Origin of the sequence: Micromonospora sp. WMMD754 (assembly GCF_049315235.1) — a bacterium.
Taxonomy (GTDB): domain Bacteria; phylum Actinomycetota; class Actinomycetes; order Mycobacteriales; family Micromonosporaceae; genus Micromonospora; species Micromonospora sediminicola.
In genome coordinates this window covers 3,498,667-3,524,931 of sequence record NZ_CP186058.1, presented here as the reverse complement: position 1 = coordinate 3,524,931, position 26,265 = coordinate 3,498,667, and the positions used below count along the sequence as shown (strand labels likewise).

Genomic DNA, 26,265 nt, shown 5'->3' with positions numbered 1-26,265 from the left:
GGTGTCCGGTTCGGCGCAACGCGAGGAGAGGGTGATCCTCAGAACAGCACGGTGGCGAGCGTGCCGACCGGGCGGAAGCCGCAGCGCTCGTAGACCCGCCGGGCCGGCAGGTTGAAGTCGTTGACGTAGAGGCTGACCGTCGGCGCGACCCGCTCCAACGTGTCGCGCACCACCGCGGCCATGGCGGCGGCGGCGATGCCCCGGCCCCGCCACTCGGGCGCCACCCAGACACCCTGCACCTGCGCGGTGCGGCGGGTCACCACGGCCAACTCGGCCTTGAAGACCACCCGGCCGTCGACGAACCGGGCGTAGGCCCGGCCGGCGCGCACCAGCTCGGTCACCCGCCGCCGGTAGCCACGCCCGCCGTCCTCGGCCAGCGGCGAGACCCCGACCTCCTCGGTGTACATCGCGACCGCCGCCGGGAAGAGCCGGTCGACCTCACTGCTGCGCACCCGGCGCACCTGCGGGTCGGGCGTCACGGCGGGCAGGGCGTCCGTGGCCAGCAACGGCTGGTTCGGGCGTACGTCCCTTGCCGGGCCCCAGTGCGCGGAGAGGCGGTCCCAGAGCCCGAGCACCGCGTCGGCGCGGCCCACGATCGAGGAGCAGAGCCGCTCCTCCGCGCCCAACTGCTCGGCGAACGCGGCCACCGCCGGCTCGGACGCGAGCACCGGGGTGAGGTTGCCGCCCAACCAGCAGATCGACTCCAGGTTGCGGCGGGAGCCGTAGCCGAGGATCCGCGCCTCGGCCCGCCACCAGGCCAGCCCGCGCGCCGCCACCCGCTCGGCGACCTGCGCGCCCGCGTACGGGTCGAGGTCGAGCAGCCGCTCGACCGCGCGGCGCTCCGACTCCCCCAGTTGGCGTACCGGCACCGTGAGCACGGTTACCAGCCTGCCAGATGGACCCGGGAGCGCGCGGGCCGACCGGACACCCCGGTGACCGGCCGGTGAGCGGCGGCTCAGCCGGCCGGAACCGGTTCCGGCGCCGCCGCCTGCGGCCGGGTGCGCGCGGCCCACCGCACCACCGGCGGCACCAGCACGCCGAGCAGCAGGAACGACCCGCCGAGCAGCAGCCAGCCGGGTACGCCCCAGCCGATCGCGAGCGTGGTCACCACCACCGGGGCGACCATCGACCCGAGCTGCATGCCCATCCCGTACGCCCCCTGGTACTGACCGTGCGCGTGGGCCGGGGCGAGGCCGAACGAGACGCCCCAGCCGGCCGCCGCGTGCCACAGCTCCCCCACCACGTGCACCAGCGCGCCGGCCAGCAGCAGCGGCACCGCCACCGCCGCCGGTACGCCACCCGCGGCCGCGAACAGCACGCAGGCCACCCCGATGAACGCGCCCGCCCGGCGGGCGGCCCGGCCGGCGCCGGTCAGCTCCTCGGTGCCCCGCGAGGCGCGGACCTGGAAGAGCACCACCACCACGGTGTTGACCAGCAGGCAGGCGGAGACCAGCCAGCGCGGCGCGTGGGTGTGCCCGGCGATCCAGAGCGGCAGGGCGATGTTGGTCAGCGAGAAGTGCATCGACATCAGCCCGTCGAGGACGGTGAAGGCCAGGAACGGCCGGTCCCGCAGGGCGATCAGCCGGGGTCCGTGCGTGGGCGCCGGCACCGGCGGCACGGCCGGCAGCCGGAGCAGCACCACCGCCGCCAGCAGGTAGGTGAGGCAGTCGAGCAGGATCAGTGTCACGTACGCGCCGCGGGTGTCGACGGCCAGCGCGAACCCGGCCAGGACGGCGCCCACCGAGATCCCGACGTTGGTGACCGCGCGCAGGTAGGCCCGGGTGCGGACGCGCTGGTCGGCGGGGACGGCGCCGGCGATCAGCGCCCCCCGCGCGCCCCGGCTGGCCGAGTCGGCGACAGCCATGAGCACGCCGACCACCAGGAACCCGGCGAACGAACGCACCGCGACCAGGGCGGCGGTGCAGCCGGCCGAGGCGATCAGCGCCGCCAGCTGGAGACCGCGCGGGCCGAGCCGGTCGGCCAGGTAGCCCATCGGTGCGCTGGCCACCAGGCTGACCAGTGCGGTGAGCGTGAGCGCCACGCCGACCTGGGCCACGGTGAGCCCGACCGAGCGGGTGAGGAAGAGCGCGCTGGCGGTGAGCCAGGTGCCCCGACCGACGGTGTTGATCAGCGTGGACAGGGCGAGGGTCCGGGACGGCCCGGGTTCGGGTAGCAGGCGCACTCCGGCACCTTAACAAGACGTACGTACGGTTTGCAGCCCCGATTCTCACGACGTCTTGTCGCCGATGCATTGCCGATATATCGTTGATGCATCAGTGATACGACGACAGAAGGAGAGCCCGATGGGTTTCCGTCGACACGTGCACACCATGCACGACGAGATGCACCGCCACGGCGGCTTCGGCTTCCCGCCCGTACCCCCGGGACCGCCGCCGTTCCCGCCCGGACCGCACGGTCACGGGCGGGGCCGGGGTGGCCGGGGCCGCGGGCGCGGCCGGCGGCCGAACGTGCGCGGCGCCGTGCTGGCGCTGCTCACCGAGCGGCCGATGCACGGCTACGAGATGATCCAGGAGATCGACTCCCGCACCGGCGGGGCCTGGCGGCCCAGCCCCGGCTCGATCTACCCGACCCTGCAACTGCTGGAGGACGAGGGCGTCATCGCCACGGCCGCCGACTCCGACGGCGGGCGCAAGCGGTTCGCCCTCACCGAGCAGGGCCGGCCCGAGGCGACCGAGGCGGCGCAGACCCCGCCCTGGGCGGAGTTCGCCGAACAGACCGTCAACAGCTGGCACGACATCCGCGACGCCGGCGCGCAGGCCATGCACGCGCTGCGCCAGGTGATGACCACCGGCACCGACGACCAGCGCGCCCGGGCCGCCCAGGTGCTCGACGAGACCCGGCGCAAGCTGTACGCCATCCTCGCCGAGTCCGAGTGAACACCGCCGCCGGGACGGCACGCCGGCCGGGCGACGACCGGCGTGCCGTCAGGCGCGGCGCGCGGTGACCAGCAGGTACTCCCACCGCATCACGCCGCCCTCCAAATGCCGGGCGGCCAGGTCGGTCAACGCGCGGTCGAGCCCGGCGGTCCGCTGCGGGTCGCCGGCGTTCGCCCGGTAGACCGCCACCGTCGGCCCGTAGTGGGTGGCGAAGAAGTCCCGGAACTCCTCCGGCGTCGCGAACCGGTTCACGACCACCGCGTCCCGTCCCAGCCTGAGCGAGGAGACCCGGTCGCCGAACAACTCCCGGACGTGGTCCTCGTCGCCCCAGAGCGGGGGCGGCTGCGCGCCCGGCGGCGGCGGGGGCGCGTACGGCCGCATGGCCGCGAACAACTGGCCCACGAAGCCCTGCGGCGTCCAGTTGACCAGTCCGATCGTCCCGCCCGGCCGGCAGACCCGGAGCAGCTCGTCGGCGGCGACCCGGTGCCGGGGCGCGAACATCACGCCCACGCAGGAGAGCACGGCGTCGAACTCGCCGTCGGCGTACGGCAGCGCCTCGGCGTCGGCCTCCTGCCAGGTCAGCGTCAACCCCTCCCGCTCGGCCGCCGCCCGGCCGATCTCCAGCAGCTCCGGGGTCAGGTCGCCGGCCACCACCTCCGCCCCGGTCCGGGCCGCCGGCAGGGCCGCGTTGCCGGTGCCGGCGGCCACGTCCAGCACCCGGTCGCCCGGCCCCACCCGGGCCGCCCGGACCAGCGTCGCCCCCAACTGCGGGATCACCTGCGCGGCCACGGCGGCGTAGTCGCCCAGCGCCCACATCCGGCGGTGCCCGGCCTTCACGGCCGCGTCCCGCTCCTGTTCCTCGATCATCGCCTCGCTCCTCACCTGTCGTCCCTGCCAGCGACGCTAGGCATCGGGCGACCCGGCCCCCAGTACGAGATCTGTACCGCTCCCGACAGGTCGCTGGCCGGGCCGACGGGCCGGGCGTAGCGTGCCCGCCATGGGGGCCTCCTACCACCAGTTCTGCCCCGTGGCGAAGGCCATGGAGCTGCTCGACGAGCGGTGGACGCTGCTCGTCGTCCGGGAGTTGGTCAGCGGCTCGGAACGTTTCAACGAGCTGCGCCGCGGGCTGCCCCGGATGTCGCCCACGCTGCTGTCCCGCCGGCTGCACCAGCTCGTCCGCGCCGGCGTCGTGGAGCGGCGCGTCGACGGCGGCGACGTGCGTTACGTCCCGACCGCCGCCGGGCGCGAGCTGCGGCCCGTGGTGGAGGCGCTCGGGGCCTGGGGCGTGCGCTGGATCGGCGAGCTGGGCGACGCCGACCTCGACCCGAAGCTGCTGCTGTGGGACATGCACCGGCACGTCGACCACGACGCGGTCCCGCCGGGGCGTACCGTCGTGCGGTTCCGCTTCCGCGACGTGCCGGCGGCGCTGCGCGACTGGTGGCTGGTCATCGCCGCCGGCGAGGCCGACGTCTGCGACGACGACCCCGGCCACGACGTGACGGTGACCGTCACCGCCGACCTGCGGGCCCTGGTCCAGGTCTGGCTGGGCGACCTGGAGTGGCCGGCCGCGTTGCGCAGCGGGGCGGTGCAGGTGGCCGGGCCGGAGACGGTGCGGCGCGCGGTACCCGGCTGGTTCACCCTCTCCCCCTTCGCCGCCGTGCCCCGGCCCTGAGACGGCGCGTGCGGCCGCCCCCGGGAGGGGACGGCCGCACGGCGATGCGGGAAGCGGATCAGTGCACGGTGACCGTGGCGCCACCGGGCACCAGGTCCCGCAGCTCCTCGGGGATCTCGGCGCCCATCTCGTCGGCGATCCGCAGCGCCTCCTCGATCAGCGTCTCCACGATCTGCGCCTCCGGCACGGTCTTGACGACCTTGCCCTTGACGAAGATCTGGCCCTTGCCGTTGCCGGAGGCGACACCCAGGTCGGCCTCGCGGGCCTCGCCCGGACCGTTCACCACGCAGCCCATGACCGCGACGCGCAGCGGCACCGGCAGCCCTTCCAGGCCGGCGGTTACCTCCTCGGCCAGCTTGTAGACGTCGACCTGGGCCCGACCGCAGGACGGGCAGGAGACGATCTCCAGGCCGCGCTCGCGCAGGCCCAGCGACTCCAGGATCGCGGCGCCGACCTTGATCTCCTCGACCGGCGGGGCGGAGAGGGAGACCCGGATGGTGTCGCCGATGCCCTCTGCCAGCAGCGCGCCGAACGCCACGGCCGACTTGATCGTGCCCTGGAACGCCGGGCCGGCCTCGGTGACGCCCAGGTGCAGCGGGTAGTCGCACTTCTCGGCCAGCAGCCGGTAGGCGCGGATCATCACCACCGGGTCGTTGTGCTTGACCGAGATCTTGATGTCCCGGAAGCCGTGCTCCTCGAACAGCGAGCACTCCCAGAGCGCCGACTCGACGAGCGCCTCGGCGGTGGCCCGGCCGTACTTGGCCAGCAGGCGCTTGTCCAGCGAGCCGGCGTTCACGCCGATCCGGATCGGCACCCCGGCGTCGCCGGCCGCCTTGGCGATCTCCTTGACCTTGTCGTCGAACTGCCGGATGTTGCCCGGGTTCACCCGGACCGCGGCGCAGCCGGCGTCGATCGCGGCGAAGACGTACTTCGGCTGGAAGTGGATGTCGGCGATCACCGGGATCTGCGACTTGCGCGCGATCGCCGGCAGCGCCTCGACGTCGTCCTGCGAGGGAACGGCGACCCGGACGATCTGGCAGCCGGACGCGGTCAGCTCGGCGATCTGCTGGAGCGTGGCGTTGACGTCGGCGGTGAGGGTGGTGGTCATGGACTGCACCGAGACCGGCGCGCCCCCACCGACCGGCACCGAGCCGACCATGATCTGGCGGCTGGCCCGGCGCGGGGCCAGCGGCGGCGGCGGTACGGGGGGCATACCGAGACTGACAGCGGTCACTTCAGGCACTCACCTTGAGAAGAGCGTGATCGGGTTGACGACGTCCGCGGTGACGGTCAGCAGCGTGAACACGCCACCGACCAGGATCACCGCGTACGTGAGGGGCATGAGCTTCAGGTAGTCGACGCGCCCCGGGTCGGTGCGGCCGATCCGGGCGTAGAGCCAGGAGCGGGCCCGCTCGAACCAGGCGATGGCGATGTGGCCGCCGTCCAGCGGGAGCAGCGGGAGCAGGTTGAACACGCCGATGAAGAAGTTGAGCGACACGAAGAGCATGAAGAACACCAGCCAGGCGTTGTTCTCCACGGCCTCGCCGCCGAGCCGGCTGGCGCCGACCACGCTGATCGGGGTGTCCATGTCGCGCTCTTCACCGGTGATCGCGTTCCACAGCGCCGGGACCTTCTGCGGGATGCGCTGCATGGCGTGCGCGGTCTGCACCGCCATGTTGCCGGTGAAGTCGGCGGTGGCGCCGAACGCGGCGACCGGGCCGTACTCCACCCGGGTGGGGGTGCTCGGCTGGAGCGCCACGCCGAGCGCGGAGACCGCCGAGGTGGCGCCCTTCGGGTCGCCCAGCGGCGGTCGCTGCACCGCGGCCAGGTCGACGGTGGCCGTGGCGGGGGTGCCGTCGCGCAGGTAGGAGACGGTGGCGGTGCCGGGCTTGGTGCCCCGGACCACGTCGAGCATGTCGCCCCAGGTGGAGACCGGACGGCCGTTCACCGCGGTGATCCGGTCGCCGTCCTTGAGCTGGGCCTGGGCGGCCGGGCTGGCCGGGTCGCCGCTCTGGCAGGCGCGGCTCGCGTTCTCCACGACCACGCACGGGGCGATGGCGACCACCGCCGGCTCGGCCCGGAAGCCGGCCTCGGTGGTGGGGAACTTCGGGTTCGGCAGGCCGGCGGAGACCGCGATGATCCAGAGCGCCACCAGCGCGATGGCGAAGTGCATCGCGGAGCCGGCGGACATCACGATCGTCCGCTTCCACACCGGGTAGCGCCACATGGCGCGCTTCTCGTCCCCCGGCTCGACGTCGTCGTCCTGCGGCGTCATGCCGACGATCTTGCAGAAGCCGCCGAGCGGGATGCCCTTGACGCCGTACTCCGTCTCGCCCCGCTTGAACGACCAGAGCGTCGGGCCGAAGCCGACGAAGTAGCGGGTGACCTTCATCCCGAACGCCTTGGCGGTCAGCATGTGCCCCGCCTCGTGCAGGCTCACCGAGATGAGGATCGCCAGGGCGAACAGCACCACCCCGAGCAGATAGCTCATCGAGCTCCTTCCACCGACCCGACGATGATCTCCTGGGCGTGCGCCCGTGCCCACGACTCGGCGGCGAGCACGTCCTCGACGGTACCTGGTTCGTCGAAGTCGGGAGCATCCTCCAGCACCCGCTGGAGGGTGTCGACGATGCCGAGGAAGGGCAGCCGCCCGGCCACGAACGCCGCCACGCACTCCTCGTTCGCCGCGTTGTAGATCGCCGGCCGGCACCGCCCGGCCTCGCCGGCCGCCTTGGCCAGCGCGACCGCCGGGAACGCGGTGTCGTCGAGCGGGAAGAACTCCCAGGTGTGCGCCGAGGCCCAGTCGACCGCCGCGGCGGCCCCGGGGACCCGGTCCGGCCAGCCGATCCCGAGCGCGATGGGCAGCCGCATGTCCGGCGGGCTGGCCTGGGCGAGGGTGGAGCCGTCGACGAACTCGACCATCGAGTGGATCACCGACTGCGGGTGGACCATGACCGTGATGTCGGCGTACGGCACGTCGAACAGCTCGTGCGCCTCGATCACCTCCAGCGCCTTGTTGACCATCGTGGCCGAGTTGATCGTCACGACCGGCCCCATGTTCCAGGTCGGGTGCGCGAGGGCCTGCTCCGGTGTGACCTGGGTCAACTCGTCGCGCCGCCGGCCCCGGAACGGGCCGCCGCTGGCGGTGACCACCAGCCGCCGCACCTCGTCGCGGGCACCGCCGCGCAGGCACTGGGCCAGCGCCGAGTGCTCCGAGTCGACGGGCACGATCTGCTCCGGGCGCGTCACCGCGGCCCGCACCAGCGAACCACCGGCGACCAGGGACTCCTTGTTGGCCAGCGCGAGGGTGCGCCCGGCGCGCAGCGCGGCCAGCGTCGGCGGCAGGCCCAACGAGCCGACCACGCCGTTGAGCACGACGTCGCACGGCCACTGCGCCAGCTCGGTCATCGCGTCCGGCCCGGCCACGATCTTGGGCAGCTTGAAGTCGCCGGTGGCCCAGCCGCGCCGGCTCGCCTCGGCGTAGAACGCCAACTGGAGGTCCTGCGCGGTGGACGCGCGGGCCACGCCGACCGCCTCCACGCCCAGCTCCAGCGCCTGGGTCGCGAGCAGCTCCACGTTGCCGCCGCCGGCGCCGAGCGCGACCACCCGGAACCGGTCCGGGTTGCGCTTGACGATGTCGATGGCCTGGGTGCCGATGGAGCCGGTCGAGCCGAGCAGCACGAGGTCTCGGGGAGTGGTCACCCGCCCATTGTTCCCCAGCGCCTCACCCGTTCCGCCCCGGCGTCCCCCCACGGCTTGATCGACTCCACTTCCCCGAGGTGGCGCCGTCCCGGCCCGACCGATGCCGCCACCTCGCCGAACCGGTGTGGATCAACGCGGCTCCGACGTCTCACCGGGTCTGTCCGGCGGCGCCTCCTCACCCAGGAGTTCACCGGGATCGACAGTGAACTCGAACGGCTGGCGCATCACGAAGGGAGTGCCCGCCGCCGCAGCGGCCAGCGGCCGGTAATCGCCGTCGACCAGCTCGAACAGAGCGATGGTCGGCACCCGATTCCGCAGATCGACCCGGAGGAAGTAGGGCACGCCGACGGCTGCGTACTCCCGTGGCCGATCGATCACATCCTTCCGGCGGTTGCCCGGCGAGACGATCTCACCGAGCAGAACCGCGTGGCGGATGTCCATGGTCGTTCGTCCACCCCCGGGCACGTCGAGGATGACGATGTCGGGGATGAACAGGTCCCTCCCCGACACGACGTTGCTCTCCAGGTACAGCCAGAGCTTGGCGCGTCGGGCCGCCTGCTTCAGCAGGTAGGCCAGATCCAGTTCGGCGTCCTGGTGGTCATAGCCGGCATGTGGTGTCACGATCACGCTTCCGCTCAGGACCTCGACCTTCGGGCCGTTGGTCTCCGGTAGGAGATCGAGAGCGAGCTGCGCGGTCCACGGTTCGTCGTGCCAGCGGAGCACGTCGAACGACGGCTCGGCGGGTTGCGGCGCCGGCTCGGGCGCGAATGCGGCCTGGGCCATCGGGCTCACCCCCTCCGCGGGTAATCGTGCTACCGCCCACCCTAGCGGCGCTGCCCCGCCGAGCCCTGCTCGCACACGGTGTCCGTCGCTACCGAGATCCCTGAACCCGCGCGGTGAGGTGCTCCAGGTGACCCAGGGGCAGGTGCGGTGGCTGCCACTCCAGGAACAGCGCGGTGGCGTCGTCGTCGAGCTGGTCCCGCTGGTAGGCGAGGACGGCGCGGACCAGACGGCGCATCGTCTCCGGGCTGGGCAGCCGGTCGTTGAGGGCACGCTCGACGAAGTCGACCAGCCGGTCCAGCCCGAACCGTTCCCCGTCGTCGCCGCGCGCGTCGGTGATGCCGTCGGTGTAGGCGAGGACGCGGTCGCCCGGGTGCAGCGCCTCCTCGTGCACCCGCGGGCGCCTGGCCGACAGGTTGCCCAGCCCGAGCGGCAGCGCGGTCGGCCCGGGCAGCGCCCGGACGGCCTTGCCGTCGCGCAGCAGCATGGCCCCGGGGTGGCCGGCGTTGATGATCCTCAGCAGGCCGGTCCGCCGGTCCAGCTCGGCGAGCAGCGCGGTCGCGAACAGGCCGGGATGCTCGGAGCGGACCCACCGGTCGATGCTGATCGCCGTGTCGACCAGGTCGAGGCCGGTGCGTCGGGCGTTGCGGTACGCGCTGACCACGAGCGAGGCCAGCGCGCTCGCCTTGATCCCGTGCCCGCAGGTGTCGAAGAGCCCGACGCTGAGCACGTCACCGTTGAGCGCGTAGTCGAAGATGTCCCCGCCGACGTCGTAACACGGTTCGAGAATGGCGGTGATCACCAGGTCGTCGGTCGCGAACGTCAGCGGCGGCAGCAGCCCCCACACGGTCTCGGCGGCGACCTGCATCGGAAGGCGGCGGCGGATCCGTTCGACGACGTCGCCGTAGAGCCGGCGGTTCACCAGGACCTGGGCGACGGCGACCGCCACCTCCCAGGCCGGCCGGTCCAGCGCGGGATCGCCGGCGCCGGGCGACACGATCTCCAGCACCCCCAGCCGCTCACAGCCGAGCAGCAGGGGCACCCAGAGCCGGTCCGGGTGGTCGGGGGCGCGCTGCACCTGGAGGCCGGTGAACGCCCGGCCGGCCAGCGTCGTCTCGATCGTCAGCTCGTCCCGAGGCCCGCCGGCGCCGACCAGGGGTACGAGCGAGGACTGCGTGTAGTCGGCCAGGTAGATCACGATGTCGGTGGCCCCGATGGCGGGCGCGGCCCCGCTCACCAGGAGCGACAGCTCGTCCGGCCCGCCACGGGGGGCGTTGAGGTGCAGCCAACGCGCCGCATCGCCGCCGTCGACCACACCACCACCTCCCCCGTGTCCCCACCACCGTAGGAGGCCGGCGGCGAACTGCCAACGTGCGGGCGCGGGCGAGACGAGTCCTTCCGCCAGGCCTGTGACCCATGTCGCGAGTCGACGACCGCGCCGACCGTACGTCACACCGTCAGGTCGGCGAATTCCGGGAGTGGAGGAAGGCGAGAAGGTCCTGTCTCTGCTCCGGCGTCAGCGGAGCCAGCGCCACGATCAGCACCCGTCCTCCCGTCAGGTACACCAGCAGCTGGTCGTGGACCTGTTCGACGGCGGACACCGCGGACCACCGCACCAGCATGTGGCCCTCCGGGGTCTCACACCGCAGGCCCTCGTCCGAGAGACGCCACCGGGTCATGACGGAACCCCACTGCCAGGCCGCGCGCACCGCGCGATGCAGCATCACGGCCGGGGCGAGAAACCAGAGGAGCACGGCGCCGCCCGCCAGGACGGCGGCGACGATCCGGGGCTCCGGGACGAGCGCGAGCACCGACAGCAGAGCCAGCGAGCCGCCCAGCCACCGGCACGGCAGGACCGTCCGTCGGAGGAACCGCCGCCACGCAGCGGTGAACGCGACCCGATCGGGCGCCGCCTCGAACTCGATCAGCACGACGTACGGTAAACCGCCTCCTCGTCCGATGATCTCCGCCGAACGGTCAGGCGGGGCGGTCCAGGACGAACGTCTCCAGGGCGGCGCCGCCGTACCAGTCGCCGCGCACGCCGACGTGGGTCATCCCGAGCCGCCGGGCCACCGCCATGGACGGCTCGTTGCCGGCCATCACCACCGCGTACACCCGTGGGGTTCCGGTGGCGAACTCGCGCTCCAGCACCGCCCGGGCCGCCTCGGTGGCGTAGCCGTGGCCCTGGGCGTCGGGGTGCAGGTGCCAGCCCACCTCGATGTCGTCGGTGAGGGTCACGCCGTCGCGCCCGGGCAGCGGCTTGAGCAGGACGCTGCCCGCCGCGGGGCCGGCATCGCGGGGTTCGATCGCCCACAGGCCCCACCTGCCGGCGTACGGCGCCCAGCGGTCGCGCCACAGACGCACCCGGTCACGCGCCTCCGCCGGGTCGGTCATCCGCCCCGCCCCGCCCCCGAGCCAGCGCATGACCTCCTCGCGGGAGTAGATGTCGTAGACGCGGGCCAGGTCGTCCGGTGATTCCGTCCAGTCCCGGACCACGAGCCGCTGGGTCGAGGCGATCATCATGACGCCGGATCGTAATGCGTGCCGGACGGGCGTACGGGGAACGAGGGGGCGATGGGCGACGGGTGGGAGCGGACCAAGCGGATCACGGCTGCGGCGTTCCGGCCGGTCCGGGGCCGGGACCTGTCGCTGCACGCCGCCGCGATCACCTTCTACGGCGCGATCGCCGTGGTGCCGGTGGCGCTGCTGGCCATCTGGCTCACCGGGCTGGTCGCCGGGGCCGACCGGGTGCGCCGGCTCACCGGGTACGCGATCGACACCCTGCCCACCCAGATCGGCGCGGACCGGGCGGTGGCCGCGCTGGTCGAGGCCGGGGTGACGCTGACGCCGCTGCTGGCCCTGGCCTCGCTGCTGCCGGCCTCGCTCTACGGCGAAGGGCTGCGCCGGGCGTTCGTCTCGGTGGCCGAGCCGCGCGGCGAGTCCGGCGCGCTGGTCGGCTGGCGGGGCCGGCTGCTGCTGCTCCCGCTGCTCGCGCCGGCCCCGGCGCTGCTGCTGTCGATCCTGCTGGCGCTGCCGCTGACCACCCGGCTGGTCCGCCAGGGCGGCTGGATCGGCGCGCTGGGCGTAGTGCTGTCGTTCCTGGCCGTGTGGCTGGTGCTCACGCCGGTGCTGGTGTGGGTGTTCCGGGTGGTCGGACCGGCCTCCCCGGACTGGCTCTCCACGCTCGGCATGGGCTCGTTCACCGCCGCGAACCTCTCCGGCTTCCTGCACGGCTTCGTGCTGTTCTGCTCGCTGCCGCTGAACCTGGGCGTGCCGTTCGGCGGGTTCGACGAGATCGGCGGCGGGGTGGCGGTGCTGCTCTGGCTCTACCTGTTCCACGTGATCGTGCTGGCCGGCTACTCGGCCACCCTGGCGCTGAGCCGGTGGCGGGCCACCCGGGTGGCGGCCCGCGCCTGACCGGTGAACCGCCTCAACGCCGGAACGGGCCCCGCACCTCGTAGGTGATGCCGCCGCTGCCGGCGGTGGCGCCGCTGGTGCCGCGCTGCGAGGAGAAGTAGAGCCGGCTGCCGTCCGGGGCGAACGCCGGCCCGGTGATCTCCGACTTCGCCTGCCCGAGGAGCCGCAGGAACGGCGAGACCACACCGGCCGGCGTGATCACGTTGATCTCCATGTTGCCGCCGTCCTCGGCCACGTAGAGGTCGCCGCCCGGCGTGCCGGTGAGGTTGTCGACACCGGTCAGCGGCGCGGCGCCGGCCGGCACCAGGGAGTCGTCGTACGCGAGGTCGAGCCGCTGGTTCACCGCGTCGTACGCCCACACCCGGTTGTCGCCCTTGGTGGTGAACCAGCAGGTGTCGTCGGCGTACCAGCAGCCCTCGCCGCCGGTGAACGACTGCGCCGCCCCCACCTGGTGGCGGGTCGGCACCGGGAACCCGTCCCGGTCCGGCAGGTCCCGCCAGGTGACCGGGCCGGTGACCTGGCCGTCCGGGGCGCAGAGCACCTGCACCCGGCCGGTGCGCAGGTCGCCCCAGGTGTCCGGCACGAACCGGTAGAAGCAGCCGTCCGGTTCGTCCTCGGTCAGGTAGACCACCCGCCGCACCGGGTCGCAGGCCGCCGCCTCGTGCTTGAACCGACCCATCCGGGTCCGCTCCTCACCGCCCCGGCCGCCGTCGGGCCAGGTCTCGAAGACCCGACCCAGCGGCACCTCCTCGCAGGAGAGCCACGTGCCCCACGGGGTCGCCCCGCCGGCGCAGTTGGTGTTGGTGCCGCCGAGGATCCGGTACGCGGCGACGACCGCGCCGTCGGCCGCGAACCGCACCGCCGAGGCGCCGCCGACCAGCGGGACCTCCGAGTTGGAGACGTAGATCCAGCCGTCGCCGGCCGGGAAGCAGGCGCCGCCGTCCGGCGCCCAGTGCCAGGAGTACGAGGTGCCAGCGACCCGCTGCCCGGAGCGGGCGATCACCCGGCTGGTGAACCCGGCCGGCAACTGGAGGCCGTTGGCGTCGGCGGGCAGCAGGTCCCCGTACGGGCCGGGACCGGGTTGGGCGGGGTCGGCGGGCGCGGCGCCGGCCCAGAGACTGCCGGCGAAGGCGGCCGCGCCGCCGACGGCGGTGGCACGCAGGACGGTACGACGATCCATCGGGGTGACCTTCCCGGAGGCGGTGGGTGTCCCGTCGACGGTAGAACACGAATCCATCGACCGCTGCCGCTGTCCGGTGAACGCGGGGTGACGGCCGCTCGGCGTCAGAGGCGTTCGACGTACCGCTTGGCGTCGGCGAGCGACAGGTTCGTGTGCTCCCGCACCACCTTGATCGCCTGGATCTTCCTGCCCCGGTGCAGCAGCCGCGCGGCCTCGGCCCGCACCGCGTCGTCGACGTTCGCGCCGGGCACCGGGACGCCCGGTGACCAGGCCCCGCCCGCCGCCAGCAGGTCCACCACGCGCTTCGCGTCCAGCAGCGACAGCCCGGTCTGCACACGCAGCACCTTGACCGCCTCGACCGTGCGCCCGGCGCGGGCCAGTCGGAGCACCTCGGCCTGCCCGTCAGCGGCGGGGCGGTCCGGGGCGACCAGGTCCCGGGGACGGCCGCGCCGCAGCACGAGCAGTACCAGCACCACCACGACCAGCGCCACCACGAGGGCGACCGGGACAGCCTCGGACATGGCCGCCACGGTAGCCGTCCGCCGCGAACCCTCCCACCGGTGACGTGCCCGCACTAGGCTGCCCGGGCATGAGCGAAGCGAGTGAGCTGCCGTCCCGCGCCGACGTCGTCGTGGTCGGCTCCGGGCACAACGGCCTGGTCTCGGCGATCCTGCTGGCCCGCGCCGGCCTCGACGTGCTGGTGCTGGAGGCCGCCGAGGTGATCGGCGGGGCCACCCGCACCGAGAACCCGTTCCCCAAGGTGCCCGGCCTGCGTCACTCCACCGGGTCCTACCTGCTGGGGCTGATGCCGCCGGAGCTGCTGGCCACGCTGGACGTGACCATTCCGGTGCTGCGCCGCGACCCGCACTACTTCCTGCCCACCCCGGGCGGGCTCGGCTCGCCGTACCTGCTGTTCGGCAGCGACACCGCGGCCACCCGGCGGCAGCTCACCGACATGTTCTCGGCGGCCGACGTGGCCGCCGACGACGCGCTCCAGGCCGAGCTGGCCCAGTTGCGGGAGGACCTCGCGCCGGCCTGGCTGGCCGAGCCGCTGCCGGTCGAGGAGACCGCCGAGCGGTACGTCCGGCCGGCCCTGCGGCAGGTCTTCGTCGACCTGGTGCGCGGCTCGGTCGCCGACCACCTGGCCCGCTTCGACTTCCGCTCCGAGCTGCTGGTCAGCATGTACGCGGTCACCGACGGCCTCTCCGGGCTCAACGCCGGCCCGGACGACCCCGGCACCGGGCACAACTTCCTGGTGCACAACATGTGCCGACTTCCCGGGTCGGACGGCACCTGGATGATCGCCGAGGGCGGCATGGGCACCGTCTCGGGTACCTTCGCCGAGGCCGCCCGGCGCGCGGGCGCGCGGATCGTCACCGGTACGCCGGTCACCGCGATCACGCTCGACGCCGGCGCCGCCTCCGGGGTGGTGCTGGCCGACGGTCGGGAGGTCGGCGCGTCCGTGGTGCTGGGGGCCTGCGACCCGTACCGGCTGATGGAGCTGCTGCCCGACGGCGCGCTCCCGGCGGAGCTGGGCGCGCGGATGGCGGCGGTCCGCCGCCCCGGCACCACGCTCAAGCTCAACCTGGCGCTCACCGGGCTGCCCCGTTTCTCCTGCCTGCCGGCGGACGCGCCGAGCCCGTTCGGATCGACCATCCACCTGCTCCCCGGCTCGGCCTCGCTGGTCGGCGCGGGCGGCGAGTCGCCGATGGCCGCGCTGCGCGGCATGTGGGCGGACGTCCGGGCGGGGCGGCTGCCGGACGAGCCGACCATCGAGTGGTACCTGCACACGACGGTCGACCCGTCGCTGTCCGACGGGGCCGGGCACCACTCGTCGGCGCTGTTCGTCCAGTCGGTCCCCTACGAGCTGGCCGGCACCACCTGGGACGCGGCGCTGCCCGGCTACGTGGAGCGGCTGATCGCGATCTGCGAGCGGTACGCCCCGGGCGCCGGTGACCTGATCGCGGACGCCGTGCCACTGCCCCCGCCCGGCATCGAGGCCCACTTCGGCATCACCGGTGGGCACATCCACCACGTCGACAACACGGTGTCGTTCACCGACCGGATGCCGTACGCGACCGGCGTGGACGGCGTCTACGCGGGCAGCGCCGGCTGCCACCCGGCGGGCAGCGTGATCGGCGCCGCCGGCCACAACGCGGCCCGCCGCATCCTCGCCGACCTGTAAGGAGGGGCCCCCTGTTAACGCCTCCGGTAGAGCAGGGGTCCCCTCTTAACACCTCACGGCGTCTCGGTGGCCTCCTGCCCGGCGCGCGGGAGGTCGCCGGGGCCGCGGATCACGTAGAGGCCGACCAGCAGCAGGTAGGCCAGCAGGCTGAGGATCGGGTCGACGAACACGACCGCGAACGCGACCAGGTAGAGCAGCGGGCCGAGCCGGAACCGGCGGGCCACCGCCCGGGCCAGCCGCGGGTCGAGGTCCGGGTGCAGCAGACCCCGGCGGCGGGCCCACCACCAGCTCAGGTTGAAGAACAGCGCCTCGCCGAGTACCGTGCCCACGTACAGGGCGGCGGTGAGCCGCTGGTCGCCGGTGGTGCCGCGCAGGTGGTCCGCGAGCAGGTTCGCGGTGAACGGGATGGCCGCCACGAACATCAGCAGCAGCAGGTTGAGCACGAGCAGCATCTGGTCGACCCGGCAGACGTAGCGCCACATGTTGTGGTGGGTCAGCCAGACCTGGCCGACCACGGCGAACGTGATCACGTACGCCAGGTAGGCCCGCCACTCGTGCGCCAACGCGGCCGGCAGCTCCCTGTCACCGGCCGCGTCCGGGCCGAACTGGAGCAGCTCGACCGCCATCAGGGTGAGCACGATGGCGATGACCGCGTCGCTGAACGCCTCCACCCGCGAGGCGTCCCGCGCCATCTCGCTGCTGCGCCCGAACCGGTACCCCGGTTCCCGGTCCGCGCCCGTCACGCCGCCCCCACACCACGATGGTCGCGTGCCGGGGCGGCGGGCGGGGCGGAAAGCGTCAGATGACCGCTTCCCCGGCCGGCGCCGGGGTCTCCGCGTCGGCGCGGTGCGCGCGGATCTTGTGCCCGACGCTGGTCAGGCAGCGGCCGCTGGCCAGGTCGAACTTCCAGCCGTGCAGCTGACAGGTGAGCTGGTCGCCGTCGACGATGCCGAACCGGCTCAGGTCCGCCTTCAGGTGCGGGCAGCGCCGCTGCACCACCCAGCCGTCGAGCGTGATGTCCTCGGCGTCGACCGCCCGCTCGTGCTCGTCGTACCAGCCCTCGGCGTACTGGAGGCGTTCCTCGGAGAGGCACTTGAAGAAGGCGTAGACGAACTCGTTGTACTGGCCGATCCGGGCCGCCGAGAACCGGCAGGACAGGAAGAGCGAGTTGACCCAGTCCACCTCGTCGATGTGCAGCAGGTGCTCGATCAGCGCGCGCTCGGTGCGGAACCGGTAGCGGACCTTCTCGTCCGCGTACGGCCGGACCTCCTTGCCCGGGAAGTCCACCACGATCGACTCGACCTCGGAACCGTCGTAGCCGACCAGGTCGAAGCGGACCGGCCCGCCGACGCCCTTGGCCAGATAGATCGACTCGTCCAGCAGCGGCTCGATCCGGCGCTTCATCTGGCCGAGCACGTCGATCTCGGGGTGCCGCCAGGACGCCTTCTCGGCCTCGATGATCGGGCGCTTGCGCTCCCGCATCTCCTCCAGGTGCGCGACCTTGTTCGCGAAGAACTCCTCCACCGGCACCGGGTGCGTGGTGGTCGCACCCTCGGTGGTGATCTCCGTGACGCTGCCCGGCAGGAGCACGATGCCGTTGGTGCCGCCGACCTTGGCGTACTCGGACAGGAAGACCGACTGGTCGGGGAAGATGTTGCCCTCGTCGCCGAAGATGTCGTTGAACTGCCACAGCTCGTCGTCGAGGAAGCAGGGCGGGCCGGCGATCGGGAAGACGTGGTCGGCCTTCAGGTCGTCGATGTAGCGCCAGGTGCGGTCGAACTGCCGGTCGCGCTTCTGCTTGCCGAACGCGGTCTTCGCCGCCTGCGGCAGCTCGTAGACCATCGGGTACCAGATCGCGCCGGAGAACTGGAGCATGTGCGCGTGCACGTGGCCCAGCTCGGCGAAGACGGTCAGGTCGGTCGGGCGGGCGTCGTTCTGGTTGAGCAGCCGGACGCCGTCGTACTCCACCCACAGCGACGAGTCGCCGATCGGGCCGTCGGTCGGGCTGGTCAACGCCTGGATCATGATCTTCAGCCCGCCGGGCAGCTCCACCACCTGCTCGTTCGGCGCCTTGAGGAACTTCGTGAAGCCCAGCGCCCGCAGCTCGTCCTCCATCTCCGAGGTGGGGAACTCGGGCAGCAGGACGGTGGCGTCCTTGGAGATGACGTCACGCAGGTGCTTGGCGTCGAAGTGGTCCCGGTGCAGGTGCGACACGTACAGGTAGTCGACCTGGCCCAGGGTGGCCCAGTCGAGCTGGGAGTTGTCGGGGAACGGGAACCACGAGGCGAAGTAGGCGGGATTGACCCACGGGTCGCACAGGATGCTGCCCGCGGGCGTGTCGATCCGCATGCTGGCATGGCCCGTACCGGTCACTCGCACCGCAATCCCCCTCGACAAGACATCAGGCGTACGTCAGGAACGCTACCGGAGGCAGTGTGGTCGCCGTTCCGCGACGCCGGTAGTGCCGTCGTGCCCCGGTCGGAACGGGTCCAACGGCCCGGGTCGGTCGGCGGCACGTGGGCCGCCGGTCGCCCGCGCGGGTCATCAGTGCCCCGTGAGGTCGGACCCTGCGCCGGGCCCGGCGGGGCGCGTGCCAGACTGATCGGAGATCCGATCGCGAGGGAAGGACCGACAGTGGCAGGAGACGAGCCGGTAACCGCGCCAGATCAGCACAAGCCCGGGCACCGCAAGTCCGGGCGGATCGGTGCGGTGGCGTCGGCGGTGGCCCTGGTGTTGATGGCGTTCTGCGGCACCGAGGAGGGCCGGGTGGAGGACATCTGGCTGTTCGGGATCGCCGCGCTGCTGCTCGCCATCGTCATCGGCGACGCCGTGCTGCGCCGCAACGGCCTGCGGTCCTGACGCGCGGCGCCAGCGGTACGCGAAAGGGCCCGCCCCCTCGTCGGGGGCGGGCCCTTTCGTCGTCGTGGACGGCTCAGCGGCCGAGCAGGATGTCCTGCACGTCCTTGAGCGCGGCGTCGACCTCGGCCTCGAAGTAGCCGCCGGGCACCAGCCCGAAGCGCAGCGTGTCGAGGTCCTTCGGGTTCACCGGCATCGGGTTGCGCCCCTGCATGCCGCCGAGCAGCGTCTCGAAGAACCGGTCGACCTGGTCCGGGTCGTACCCGCTGCCGAACCGGCGGACCTGGAAGCTGCGCCGGATCTGGTCGACCCGGTAGAGGTCGCTGCCGGGCGGGCCGGCCATCGGCGGACCCACCATCGGCGGGCCGGCGGCCGGCGGGCCGACCAGCGGCGGGCCGGTCATCGACGGGCCCGGACCGTAGCCCTGGTCCGGCGGGCCGTAGCCCGGCTCGGGGGCGCCGTAGCCCTGCTGCGGCAGCGCCGGCGGACCGGCCGGTCCGCGACCGCGCAGGTCACGCAGGTCACGCTCGGGCATGCGGATCTCGGCGGTCATGTCGGCGCGGCCGTGCCGCCCCGCCTCGAAGCCGTCGAACCGCTCGTCCGGGCCGCCGTAGCCACCCGGGCCGTTGTCGGGGCCGCCGTAGCCACCCGGGCCGTTGTCCGGAGCGCCGTAGCCACCCGGACCGTTGTCCGGGCCGCCGTAGCCACCGGGGCCGGGCGGGAGGCCACGCGGCGGCGGGCCACCGTGGCCGAGCGGGGCACCCGGGCCCATCGGACCGGGGCCGCCCGGGCCGCGAGGCGCGTCGTAGCCGCCGCGCGGGGCGTCGTACCCGCCGGCGAACGCGCCGGTCGGCTCGTCGTACCGGTTGCCGTAGCGGTCGGCGGGCGGGCCGGCCTGGGCCGGCATCTGCCGGGGCGGCATCGGCGGCTGGGGCACCGGGGACAGGCCGCGGTCGTCGCGCATCGGCGGGCCGAGCCGGTCGGCCATCCGGGGGTCGCCACCGCGCCCGCCGGGGGCGCCGGAGCGCTCCTCCAGCTCGGCGAGCTGCCGCTCCACCCGGTCGAGGTGCAGGTCGACCTGCCACTCGTCGTAGCCGTTGAACCGGACCCGGAAGACGACGTCGTGGACCTCCTGGGAGGCGACGGGCGCGCCCACCGGCTGGCCGGCGAGGGTCGCCTCGACCCGGTCCAGGAAGGCGTCCACCTCGTCGACCTTGTATCCCCGGCGGAGCGCCTTACGCCGGAAACGCTGACCCTGACTCGCCACTATGTCTCCTGGTCTCGTACCGCTACGCCGTTGCCGCGCGTGAGTCGCTGTCCGTGTCCTCGGCGGCGGCGAGCTGCCCACACGCCCCGTCGATCTCGCGCCCCCGGGTGTCCCGCACCGTCGTGGACACCCCGGCGTCGCGCAACCGCCGGACGAACTCCCGCTCGACCGGCTTCGGGCTGGCGTCCCAGCGGCTGCCCGGAGTCGGGTTGAGCGGGATCAGGTTCACGTGGGCCAACTTGCCGGCCAGCAGCCGCCCGAGCAGATCGGCTCTCCACGGCTGGTCGTTCACGTCCTTGATCATCGCGTACTCGATGGACACGCGACGCCCCGTCGTGGCCGCGTAGTCCCACGCCGCGTCCAGCACCTCGGACACCTTCCAGCGCTGGTTGACCGGGACGAGTTCGTCGCGCAGCTCATCATCGGGGGCGTGCAGCGACAACGCAAGGGTCACCGAGAGGTCTTCGCTGGCCAGTCGGCGGATGGCCGGGACCAGCCCGACCGTGGAAACGGTGATGTGCCGCTGGGACAGCCCGAGCCCCTCGGGCGCCGGCGCGACCAGGCGGCGGATCGCCGCGACCACCCGCGCGTAGTTGGCCAGCGGCTCGCCCATGCCCATGAACACCACGTGCGACAGCCGCGGCGGTGAGCCGGCCACCGCCCCGGAGGCGGCCACCCCGGCCAGGTAGACGGCCTGGTCGACGATCTCCGCGGTGGACAGGTTGCGGGTCAGCCCGGCCTGGCCGGTGGCGCAGAACGGGCAGGCCATGCCGCAGCCGGCCTGGCTGGAGATGCAGACGGTGACCCGGTCCGGGTAGCCCATCAGCACGCTCTCCACCAGCGAGCCGTCGTGCAGCCGCCAGAGCGCCTTGCGGGTCGCGCCGTCGTCGCAGGCCAGCTCGCGGACCGGGGTGAGCAGCGTGGGCAGCAGCGTGCCGGCCAGCCGCTCGCGGGTCGCCGCCGGCAGGTCGGTCATCCGCTCCGGGTCGCGCACCAGGCGCCCGAAGTAGTGGTTGGAGACCTGCTTGGCGCGGAACGCCGGTTCGCCCAGCTCGGTGACGAGCGCCTGCCGGCCCGGCAGGTCCAGGTCGGCGAGGTGGCGGGGAGGCATCGCGGGCTTGCGGCCGCGGGCGTCGGGGTCTACGGAGATCAGCGGGAGGCTCGTCATGGCGCGTCCAGTCTGACACGCGTCCGACCGGACGCACCCGTCCGTGGGTGCCGAATCGTCCCCGACCGGCCGGTCCGGCCCGCGACGCCGCCGTGATCCATCCCTCAGCCCACCACCGGCACGAAGACCGCCAGCAGCAGATACGCCGTCGGCACCGCGAACAGGATCGAGTCGAGCCGGTCCATCAGGCCGCCGTGCCCGGGCAGCAGGTTGCTCATGTCCTTGACCCCGAGATCCCGCTTGATCATCGACTCGGCGAGGTCGCCGAGCACCGCCGCGCAGGAGATCGCCACCCCGAACAGGGCGCCCCACCAGGGGGCCACGTCGAACAGCAGCCACAGCAGCACGGCGCTGCCCGCCGCCGCGGCCGTGACCGAGCCGGCGAAGCCCTCCCAGGACTTCTTCGGGCTGATCGTCGGCGCCATCGGGTGCTTGCCGAACGCCACCCCGGCGGCGTACCCGCCGGTGTCGGAGAGCACCACCGCCACCAGCGTGACCAGCACCCGCAGGTGCCCGTCGTCGGGCGCCGCCGCGAGCAGGGCCGCGAAGCCGGCCAGGAAGGGCACGTACACCGCGATCAGGGTGGCCGCGGTCAGGTCGCGCTGGTAGTTGCCGGGCCCGTCACCCAACCGCCAGATCATCGTGCCCAGCACGGTGACCAGCAGCCCGAGGCAGAGCGCGTCCGGGCCGGCGAACCAGGCCAGCCCGACCGTGAGCACGCCGCCGGCGACCAGCGGCACCAGCGGCGGGTGGGCGCCGCTGCGACGGACCGCCCGGGCCATCTCCCCGATGCCGATGGCCACGGCGGCGGCGAGCACGGCGAGGAACGCCGGCAGGAAGAAGAACAGCGGCACCACGATCGCCGCGCCGAGGGCCACCCCGACGCCGATCGCGGCCGGCAGGTTACGGCCGGCCCGCGACGCCCCGGGCACCGCGGTCGGGGGCCGCTCCGCGCTCGCCCGTCGACGGCCCCGGGCCCGGCGGCCGGCCGGTGGCTCGGGCGCCGGCTCGTCGCGTACCGGCTCGTCACGTACCGGGGCGATCTGGGCGGTCGGGTACTCGTCGTCCGGCCGGTCCCCACCCCACGCGCCGCGCCCGCCGGGCGCCGGCTCGTCCCGGCGGTCGGGCCCCGCGGCCCGGGGTTCGTCGTACGGCCGCGCGGCGTCGTGGCGTCGGGTCGTCCCCGGGTACGGGTCGGCGCCCGGGCGCGCGTACGTCTCCGGGCGCGCGTAGGCGCCCGCGTCGGCGGGGTGCGGACGGGCACCCGGGCCGGGGCGCTGCCACGGACCGGGTTCGAGATCGGTCTCCGGCCAGGGCAGCGCGGGCGCCGGGCGGTCCCAGCCGCGCGGCTCGGCGCCGCCGTAGGGGTCGGGGTGGGACATCACGCACCGGCAGACGGTACGAAAGCCACCACATGACGCAAGACCAAGACCATCCCCTACCGGCGTGAGACTTCCTGTTGACCGACCGACGGCCGGGCGACTCCCGCCGTTCACCCGGTGGTGGTCGGGAATCGTGCCGAGCCTACTGCACCCGGGAAGCGCCGAGGGTGGACGCCGTCGGGCACGACGACGGCACCGGGCCGCCGCCCGGGGTCGGGCGGCGGCGGCGCGGTGCCGTCACGGTACGCGGGCCGCTCAGACCTCGAGCAGCTCGCTCTCCTTGTGCTTGACCAGCTCGTCGACGGTGCCGACGAAGCGCTGGGTCAGGTCGTCCAGCTCCTTCTCCGCGCGCCGGCCCTCGTCCTCGCCGACCTCGCCGTCCTTGACCAGGCGGTCCAGCTCCTCCTTGGCCTTGCGGCGGGTGTTGCGGACGGCCACCTTGGCCTCCTCGCCCTTGTGCCGGGCGACCTTGATCATCTCGCGGCGACGCTCCTCGGTCATCTGCGGGAGCACGATGCGCAGCTGGTTGCCCTCGTTGTTCGGGTTGACCCCGAGGTCCGAGTCGCGGATCGCCTTTTCCATCGCGTTGGTCTGCGAGTTGTCGTACGGCTTGATGATCACCATGCGCGGCTCGGGCACCGCGATGGACGCCATCTGTGGCAGCGGGGTGGGGCTGCCGTAGTAGTCGATGAGGATCCGGGAGAACATGGCGGCGTTGGCGCGACCGGTGCGGATCCCGCCGAACTCCTCCTTGGCGTGCTCGATCGCACGCTCCATCTTCTCCTCCGCCTCGAGGAGGGTGTCGTCGATCACCGGTCTCCTCGCCTCCTTCTGTCGCTCGTCGTGGGCTGTGCTGGTGCTGCAGTGGCAGAGGACCGCTGCCGGTCCGGCGGGCCGGTCAGGCGGTGATCAGCGTGCCGATCTTCTCACCGCCGACGGCACGGACGATCGTGTCGTCGCCCTGGGCGCCGAAGACCAGCATCGGCAGGCCGTTCTCCATGCAGAGGCTGAACGCCGCGGCGTCGGCCACCCGCAGGTTGCGGCGCAGCACCTCGGAGAAGGTGATCGAGTCGAGCTTGCTCGCCGTCGGGTCGATCCGGGGGTCGGCGGTGTAGACCGCGTCCACGCCGTTCTTGCTCATCAGCACCACGTCCGCGCGGATCTCCAGCGCCCGCTGGGCGGCCACGGTGTCGGTGGAGAAGTAGGGCATCCCGGCGCCCGCGCCGAAGATCACCACGCGGCCCTTCTCCAGGTGCCGGATCGCGCGCAGCGGGATGTACGGCTCGGCGACCTGGGCCATGGTGATGGCGCTCTGCACCCGGGTCTCGATGCCCTCCTTCTCCAGGAAGTCCTGGAGCGCGAGGCAGTTCATCACCGTGCCGAGCATGCCCATGTAGTCGGCGCGGGCCCGGTCCATGCCCCGCTTCTGCAGCTCGGCGCCGCGGAAGAAGTTGCCGCCGCCGACCACCACGGAGACCTGCACGCCGCGGCGGACCACGGTGGCGATCTGCCGGGCGATGCCCTGCACGACGTCCGGGTCGACGCCGATCGCGCCGCCGCCGAAGACCTCACCGGAGAGCTTCAGCACCACCCGACGGGACCGACCGGGCGGAGGGGCGGTCGGATCGTCCGCCGCCAGGCTCCGGTCACTCACAACCTGCGTCATCCGCCCCGCCCCTTCTCCCCGCGCGCCGCGCGGGCCTCGCGTACGTGCCCCTGCAGACCCTATGTGACGAGGAGGCCGCGGTGCCTGTCGCGTACACCGGCGGCCTCCTCGTCGACGTTCTCCCTGCGCCCGGGCTCAGCGGCCCGGAGCGGCGGCTCAGGCCTGGCCGACCTCGAACCGCACGAAGCGGGTCACCTCGATGCCGGCCTCGGCCAGCACCTGCTTGACGGTCTTCTTGTTGTCGGCGACCGCGGCCTGCTCCAGCAGGACGAAGTCCTTGAAGAAGGCGTTGACCCGACCCTCGACGATCTTCGGCAGCGCCGCCTCGGGCTTGTTCTCCTCGCGGGCGGTCTGCTCGGCGATGCGCCGCTCGGACTCGACGGTCTCCGCCGGCACCTCGTCGCGGGTGAGGTACTTCGGCCGCATCGCGGCGATCTGCATGGCCACGCCACGCGCGTCGGCGTCGGCCGCCTCGTCGGTCTTGCCGGAGAACTGCACCAGCACGCCGACCGCCGGGGGCAGGTCCTGGCTCTTGCGGTGCAGGTAGACCGCGGTGGTGCCGTCGAGCTTGGCGAAGCGGTTCAGCACCAGCTTCTCGCCGATCTTGGCGGACTGCTCCTGGATCAGGTCGGCCACGCTCTTGCCGTCGATGGTGCTGGCGAGCAGCTCCTCGGCGTTGGTCGCGCCGCTGGCCACACCGTGCTCGACCAGCTGCTGGGCCAGCGCGATGAAGGCGTCGTTCTTGGCGACGAAGTCGGTCTCGCAGTTGAGCTCCAGCAGCGCCTGGCCGGAGTGGGCGATGAGACCGTTGGCGGCGGTGCGGCCGGCCCGCTTGCCGACGTCCTTCGCGCCCTTGACGCGCAGGATCTCGACGGCCTTGTCGAAGTCGCCCTCGGCCTCGGTCAGCGCCTTCTTGGAGTCCATCATGCCGGCGCCGGTGAGGTCGCGGAGCTTCTTGACGTCCGCGGCGGTGAAGTTGGACATGACTCTCTCTTCGGTGTCAGTGAGATGGTCTGGGTGCCCGGTTACCCGGATCCGGGCCGGTTCTGCCCGGCGTACCCGTCGCGTCCCCACCGCCGGGAAACCGGACGGCGGGGACGCGACGGCGAGATCACTCCGCGGCGGCGGTCGCCGGCTGCTCGGCGGCCGGCGCGGCCTGCTCGGCGGCGGCGGCGGGCTGCTCGTCGGCCTTCTTCGGCTCCTCGAGCAGCTCGCGCTCCCACTCGGCCAGCGGCTCGTCGGCGCCGACCTGACCCGCCTCGGGCTTCTCGTCGGCGCCCCGGTTGCGGCCGGAGCGGGCGATCAGACCGTCGGCGACGGCGGCGGCGACGACCTTGGTCAGCAGCTCGGCCGAGCGGATGGCGTCGTCGTTGCCCGGGATCGGGAAGTCGACCTCGTCCGGGTCGCAGTTGGTGTCGAGCACCGCGATCACCGGGATGCCCAGCTTGCGGGCCTCGTCGACGGCGATGTGCTCCTTCTTGGTGTCGACGATCCAGACCGCGGCCGGGAGCTTCTGCATGTCCCGCAGACCACCGAGGGTCTTGGTGAGCTTGATCTTCTCGCGGGAGAGCTGGAGGGTCTCCTTCTTGGTGTAACCGGCGGCGGTGCCGCTCAGGTCACCCAGGGCCTCGAGCTCCTTCATCCGCTGCAGCCGCTTGTACACGGTCTGGAAGTTGGTCAGCATGCCACCGAGCCAGCGGTGGTTGACGTACGGCTGGCCGACCCGGGTCGCCTGCTCGGCGATGGCCTCCTGGGCCTGCTTCTTGGTGCCGACGAACAGGATGCTGCCGCCGCCCGCGACGGTGGTGCGCACGAACTCGTACGCCTTCTCGATGTAGTCGAGCGTCTGGCGCAGGTCGATGATGTAGATACCGTTGCGCTCGGTGAAGATGAAGCGCTTCATCTTCGGGTTCCAGCGCCGGGTCTGGTGCCCGAAGTGCACACCGCTCTCCAGCAGCTGACGCATGGTCACGACGGCCATGGTGGGTACTCCTACTTTGTCCCTGGTTGTCCGTCCGGTCGGCGACCGGACGCCTGGCGCCCGGTCGCCGGCCGGGGTGGGCCCGGTGCGGAACCGGGACCAGGGAGGCCGT

General features: G+C 73.1%; 26 protein-coding genes. 5 read left to right on the top strand and 21 right to left on the bottom strand.

The features are described 5' to 3' along the window. Positions 1-38: 38 nt before the first annotated feature. A complete protein-coding gene (locus tag ACN27B_RS17185) occupies positions 39-878 on the bottom strand; it encodes a DUF4081 domain-containing GNAT family N-acetyltransferase (RefSeq protein WP_099164726.1) in 840 nt (279 codons plus the stop codon). A gap of 77 nt (positions 879-955) precedes the next feature. Beyond that, positions 956-2,182: an MFS transporter gene (locus tag ACN27B_RS17180; RefSeq protein WP_422740988.1), complete on the bottom strand. Its 1,227-nt coding sequence runs from the start codon at positions 2,180-2,182 to the stop codon at positions 956-958. A gap of 121 nt (positions 2,183-2,303) precedes the next feature. Between ACN27B_RS17180 and ACN27B_RS17175 the strand changes: the two genes are divergently transcribed. Further along, positions 2,304-2,897 (top strand): PadR family transcriptional regulator, encoded by a 594-nt coding sequence (locus tag ACN27B_RS17175; protein WP_099162110.1) that lies wholly within the window; start codon positions 2,304-2,306, stop codon positions 2,895-2,897. 48 nt (positions 2,898-2,945) lie between these two features. Here the strand turns inward: ACN27B_RS17175 and ACN27B_RS17170 are convergent, their stop codons facing one another. Continuing rightward, on the bottom strand, positions 2,946-3,764 hold the full coding sequence (locus ACN27B_RS17170) for a class I SAM-dependent methyltransferase (protein ID WP_422740987.1): 819 nt from the start codon (positions 3,762-3,764) through the stop codon (positions 2,946-2,948). 130 nt (positions 3,765-3,894) lie between these two features. Here ACN27B_RS17170 and ACN27B_RS17165 point away from each other — a divergent pair, with 130 nt between their 5' ends. Next, the gene (locus ACN27B_RS17165) at positions 3,895-4,569 is read left to right on the top strand and encodes a winged helix-turn-helix transcriptional regulator (RefSeq protein WP_396824258.1); all 675 of its coding nucleotides are present in this window, start codon (positions 3,895-3,897) and stop codon (positions 4,567-4,569) included. A gap of 58 nt (positions 4,570-4,627) precedes the next feature. Here ACN27B_RS17165 and ispG read toward each other — a convergent pair whose 3' ends face one another. From ispG to ACN27B_RS17130, 7 genes are all read right to left on the bottom strand, one after another. Next, positions 4,628-5,803: a flavodoxin-dependent (E)-4-hydroxy-3-methylbut-2-enyl-diphosphate synthase gene (gene ispG / locus ACN27B_RS17160; RefSeq protein ID WP_091580121.1), complete on the bottom strand. Its 1,176-nt coding sequence runs from the start codon at positions 5,801-5,803 to the stop codon at positions 4,628-4,630. Between the two features lie 9 nt (positions 5,804-5,812). Then, a complete protein-coding gene (locus ACN27B_RS17155; protein ID WP_099162113.1) occupies positions 5,813-7,060 on the bottom strand; it encodes a M50 family metallopeptidase in 1,248 nt (415 codons plus the stop codon). Beyond that, positions 7,057-8,271 carry a 1-deoxy-D-xylulose-5-phosphate reductoisomerase gene (dxr, locus tag ACN27B_RS17150; protein WP_099162114.1) on the bottom strand — a complete coding sequence of 405 codons (1,215 nt, stop codon included), beginning with the start codon at positions 8,269-8,271 and terminating at the stop codon, positions 7,057-7,059. Before dxr ends, ACN27B_RS17155 begins: the two co-directional genes overlap by 4 nt. 129 nt (positions 8,272-8,400) lie before the next feature. Continuing rightward, positions 8,401-9,054, bottom strand: a complete 654-nt coding sequence (locus ACN27B_RS17145; protein ID WP_422740985.1) for a Uma2 family endonuclease — start codon at positions 9,052-9,054, stop codon at positions 8,401-8,403. 88 nt (positions 9,055-9,142) lie between these two features. Next, the gene (locus tag ACN27B_RS17140; RefSeq protein ID WP_422740984.1) at positions 9,143-10,366 is read right to left on the bottom strand and encodes a PP2C family protein-serine/threonine phosphatase; all 1,224 of its coding nucleotides are present in this window, start codon (positions 10,364-10,366) and stop codon (positions 9,143-9,145) included. A 142-nt stretch (positions 10,367-10,508) separates the two neighbouring features. Beyond that, the gene (locus ACN27B_RS17135; protein ID WP_422740983.1) at positions 10,509-10,982 is read right to left on the bottom strand and encodes a YcxB family protein; all 474 of its coding nucleotides are present in this window, start codon (positions 10,980-10,982) and stop codon (positions 10,509-10,511) included. 46 nt (positions 10,983-11,028) lie between these two features. Next, positions 11,029-11,574: a GNAT family N-acetyltransferase gene (locus tag ACN27B_RS17130; protein WP_098745961.1), complete on the bottom strand. Its 546-nt coding sequence runs from the start codon at positions 11,572-11,574 to the stop codon at positions 11,029-11,031. A gap of 51 nt (positions 11,575-11,625) precedes the next feature. Between ACN27B_RS17130 and ACN27B_RS17125 the strand changes: the two genes are divergently transcribed. Further along, positions 11,626-12,468 (top strand): YhjD/YihY/BrkB family envelope integrity protein, encoded by an 843-nt coding sequence (locus tag ACN27B_RS17125; protein WP_422740982.1) that lies wholly within the window; start codon positions 11,626-11,628, stop codon positions 12,466-12,468. Positions 12,469-12,481: 13 nt separating this feature from the next. Here the strand turns inward: ACN27B_RS17125 and ACN27B_RS17120 are convergent, their stop codons facing one another. Both ACN27B_RS17120 and ACN27B_RS17115 read right to left on the bottom strand, forming a co-directional pair. Then, complete coding sequence (locus tag ACN27B_RS17120; protein WP_422740981.1) at positions 12,482-13,648, bottom strand: alkaline phosphatase PhoX; 1,167 nt, start codon at positions 13,646-13,648, stop codon at positions 12,482-12,484. A 104-nt stretch (positions 13,649-13,752) separates the two neighbouring features. Beyond that, on the bottom strand, positions 13,753-14,169 hold the full coding sequence (locus tag ACN27B_RS17115; RefSeq protein WP_422740980.1) for a ribosomal protein L7/L12: 417 nt from the start codon (positions 14,167-14,169) through the stop codon (positions 13,753-13,755). Between the two features lie 68 nt (positions 14,170-14,237). Between ACN27B_RS17115 and ACN27B_RS17110 the strand changes: the two genes are divergently transcribed. Further along, positions 14,238-15,833, top strand: a complete 1,596-nt coding sequence (locus ACN27B_RS17110; protein WP_099164729.1) for a phytoene desaturase family protein — start codon at positions 14,238-14,240, stop codon at positions 15,831-15,833. 53 nt (positions 15,834-15,886) lie between these two features. Here ACN27B_RS17110 and ACN27B_RS17105 read toward each other — a convergent pair whose 3' ends face one another. Both ACN27B_RS17105 and ACN27B_RS17100 read right to left on the bottom strand, forming a co-directional pair. Beyond that, positions 15,887-16,525 carry a TMEM175 family protein gene (locus ACN27B_RS17105; RefSeq protein WP_357622701.1) on the bottom strand — a complete coding sequence of 213 codons (639 nt, stop codon included), beginning with the start codon at positions 16,523-16,525 and terminating at the stop codon, positions 15,887-15,889. A 106-nt stretch (positions 16,526-16,631) separates the two neighbouring features. After that, positions 16,632-18,212: a Rieske 2Fe-2S domain-containing protein gene (locus ACN27B_RS17100; RefSeq protein WP_422740979.1), complete on the bottom strand. Its 1,581-nt coding sequence runs from the start codon at positions 18,210-18,212 to the stop codon at positions 16,632-16,634. Between the two features lie 255 nt (positions 18,213-18,467). Between ACN27B_RS17100 and ACN27B_RS17095 the strand changes: the two genes are divergently transcribed. Next, positions 18,468-18,692, top strand: a complete 225-nt coding sequence (locus ACN27B_RS17095) for a DUF2631 domain-containing protein (protein ID WP_099162120.1) — start codon at positions 18,468-18,470, stop codon at positions 18,690-18,692. 73 nt (positions 18,693-18,765) lie between these two features. On the opposite strand, the gene ACN27B_RS17090 is transcribed toward ACN27B_RS17095, so the two are convergent. The 7 genes from ACN27B_RS17090 to rpsB all read right to left on the bottom strand — a co-directional run bounded on the left by ACN27B_RS17090 (position 18,766) and on the right by rpsB (position 26,153). Next, the gene (locus ACN27B_RS17090) at positions 18,766-19,956 is read right to left on the bottom strand and encodes a DivIVA domain-containing protein (protein WP_099162121.1); all 1,191 of its coding nucleotides are present in this window, start codon (positions 19,954-19,956) and stop codon (positions 18,766-18,768) included. A 22-nt stretch (positions 19,957-19,978) separates the two neighbouring features. After that, positions 19,979-21,124 carry a 23S rRNA (adenine(2503)-C(2))-methyltransferase RlmN gene (gene rlmN / locus ACN27B_RS17085; protein ID WP_098745968.1) on the bottom strand — a complete coding sequence of 382 codons (1,146 nt, stop codon included), beginning with the start codon at positions 21,122-21,124 and terminating at the stop codon, positions 19,979-19,981. Between the two features lie 104 nt (positions 21,125-21,228). After that, a complete protein-coding gene (locus ACN27B_RS17080; protein WP_422740978.1) occupies positions 21,229-22,506 on the bottom strand; it encodes a phosphatidate cytidylyltransferase in 1,278 nt (425 codons plus the stop codon). Positions 22,507-22,761: 255 nt separating this feature from the next. Continuing rightward, positions 22,762-23,319: a ribosome recycling factor gene (frr, locus tag ACN27B_RS17075; RefSeq protein ID WP_091580162.1), complete on the bottom strand. Its 558-nt coding sequence runs from the start codon at positions 23,317-23,319 to the stop codon at positions 22,762-22,764. Between the two features lie 85 nt (positions 23,320-23,404). Then, complete coding sequence (pyrH, locus tag ACN27B_RS17070) at positions 23,405-24,172, bottom strand: UMP kinase (protein WP_036345766.1); 768 nt, start codon at positions 24,170-24,172, stop codon at positions 23,405-23,407. A 156-nt stretch (positions 24,173-24,328) separates the two neighbouring features. After that, entirely contained in the window at positions 24,329-25,156 is an 828-nt protein-coding gene (tsf, locus tag ACN27B_RS17065; RefSeq protein ID WP_099162123.1) for a translation elongation factor Ts, read from the bottom strand. Positions 25,157-25,283: 127 nt separating this feature from the next. Next, on the bottom strand, positions 25,284-26,153 hold the full coding sequence (rpsB, locus tag ACN27B_RS17060; protein ID WP_099162124.1) for a 30S ribosomal protein S2: 870 nt from the start codon (positions 26,151-26,153) through the stop codon (positions 25,284-25,286). Positions 26,154-26,265 lie beyond the last annotated feature (112 nt).

Excerpts from the sequence above, each read along its gene's own strand:
- ACN27B_RS17175 (WP_099162110.1), top strand. The coding sequence starts at position 2,304 with ATGGGTTTCCGTCGACACGTGCACACCATGCACGACGAGATGCACCGC.
- ACN27B_RS17170 (WP_422740987.1), bottom strand. The coding sequence starts at position 3,764 with ATGATCGAGGAACAGGAGCGGGACGCGGCCGTGAAGGCCGGGCACCGC.
- ACN27B_RS17165 (WP_396824258.1), top strand. The coding sequence starts at position 3,895 with ATGGGGGCCTCCTACCACCAGTTCTGCCCCGTGGCGAAGGCCATGGAG.
- ACN27B_RS17155 (WP_099162113.1), bottom strand. The coding sequence starts at position 7,060 with ATGAGCTATCTGCTCGGGGTGGTGCTGTTCGCCCTGGCGATCCTCATC.
- ACN27B_RS17145 (WP_422740985.1), bottom strand. The coding sequence starts at position 9,054 with ATGGCCCAGGCCGCATTCGCGCCCGAGCCGGCGCCGCAACCCGCCGAG.
- ACN27B_RS17130 (WP_098745961.1), bottom strand. The coding sequence starts at position 11,574 with ATGATGATCGCCTCGACCCAGCGGCTCGTGGTCCGGGACTGGACGGAA.
- ACN27B_RS17125 (WP_422740982.1), top strand. The coding sequence starts at position 11,626 with ATGGGCGACGGGTGGGAGCGGACCAAGCGGATCACGGCTGCGGCGTTC.
- ACN27B_RS17120 (WP_422740981.1), bottom strand. The coding sequence starts at position 13,648 with ATGGATCGTCGTACCGTCCTGCGTGCCACCGCCGTCGGCGGCGCGGCC.
- ACN27B_RS17115 (WP_422740980.1), bottom strand. The coding sequence starts at position 14,169 with ATGTCCGAGGCTGTCCCGGTCGCCCTCGTGGTGGCGCTGGTCGTGGTG.
- ACN27B_RS17110 (WP_099164729.1), top strand. The coding sequence starts at position 14,238 with ATGAGCGAAGCGAGTGAGCTGCCGTCCCGCGCCGACGTCGTCGTGGTC.
- ACN27B_RS17105 (WP_357622701.1), bottom strand. The coding sequence starts at position 16,525 with ATGGCGCGGGACGCCTCGCGGGTGGAGGCGTTCAGCGACGCGGTCATC.
- rlmN (WP_098745968.1), bottom strand. The coding sequence starts at position 21,124 with ATGACGAGCCTCCCGCTGATCTCCGTAGACCCCGACGCCCGCGGCCGC.
- ACN27B_RS17080 (WP_422740978.1), bottom strand. The coding sequence starts at position 22,506 with ATGTCCCACCCCGACCCCTACGGCGGCGCCGAGCCGCGCGGCTGGGAC.
- pyrH (WP_036345766.1), bottom strand. The coding sequence starts at position 24,172 with ATGACGCAGGTTGTGAGTGACCGGAGCCTGGCGGCGGACGATCCGACC.
- tsf (WP_099162123.1), bottom strand. The coding sequence starts at position 25,156 with ATGTCCAACTTCACCGCCGCGGACGTCAAGAAGCTCCGCGACCTCACC.
- rpsB (WP_099162124.1), bottom strand. The coding sequence starts at position 26,153 with ATGGCCGTCGTGACCATGCGTCAGCTGCTGGAGAGCGGTGTGCACTTC.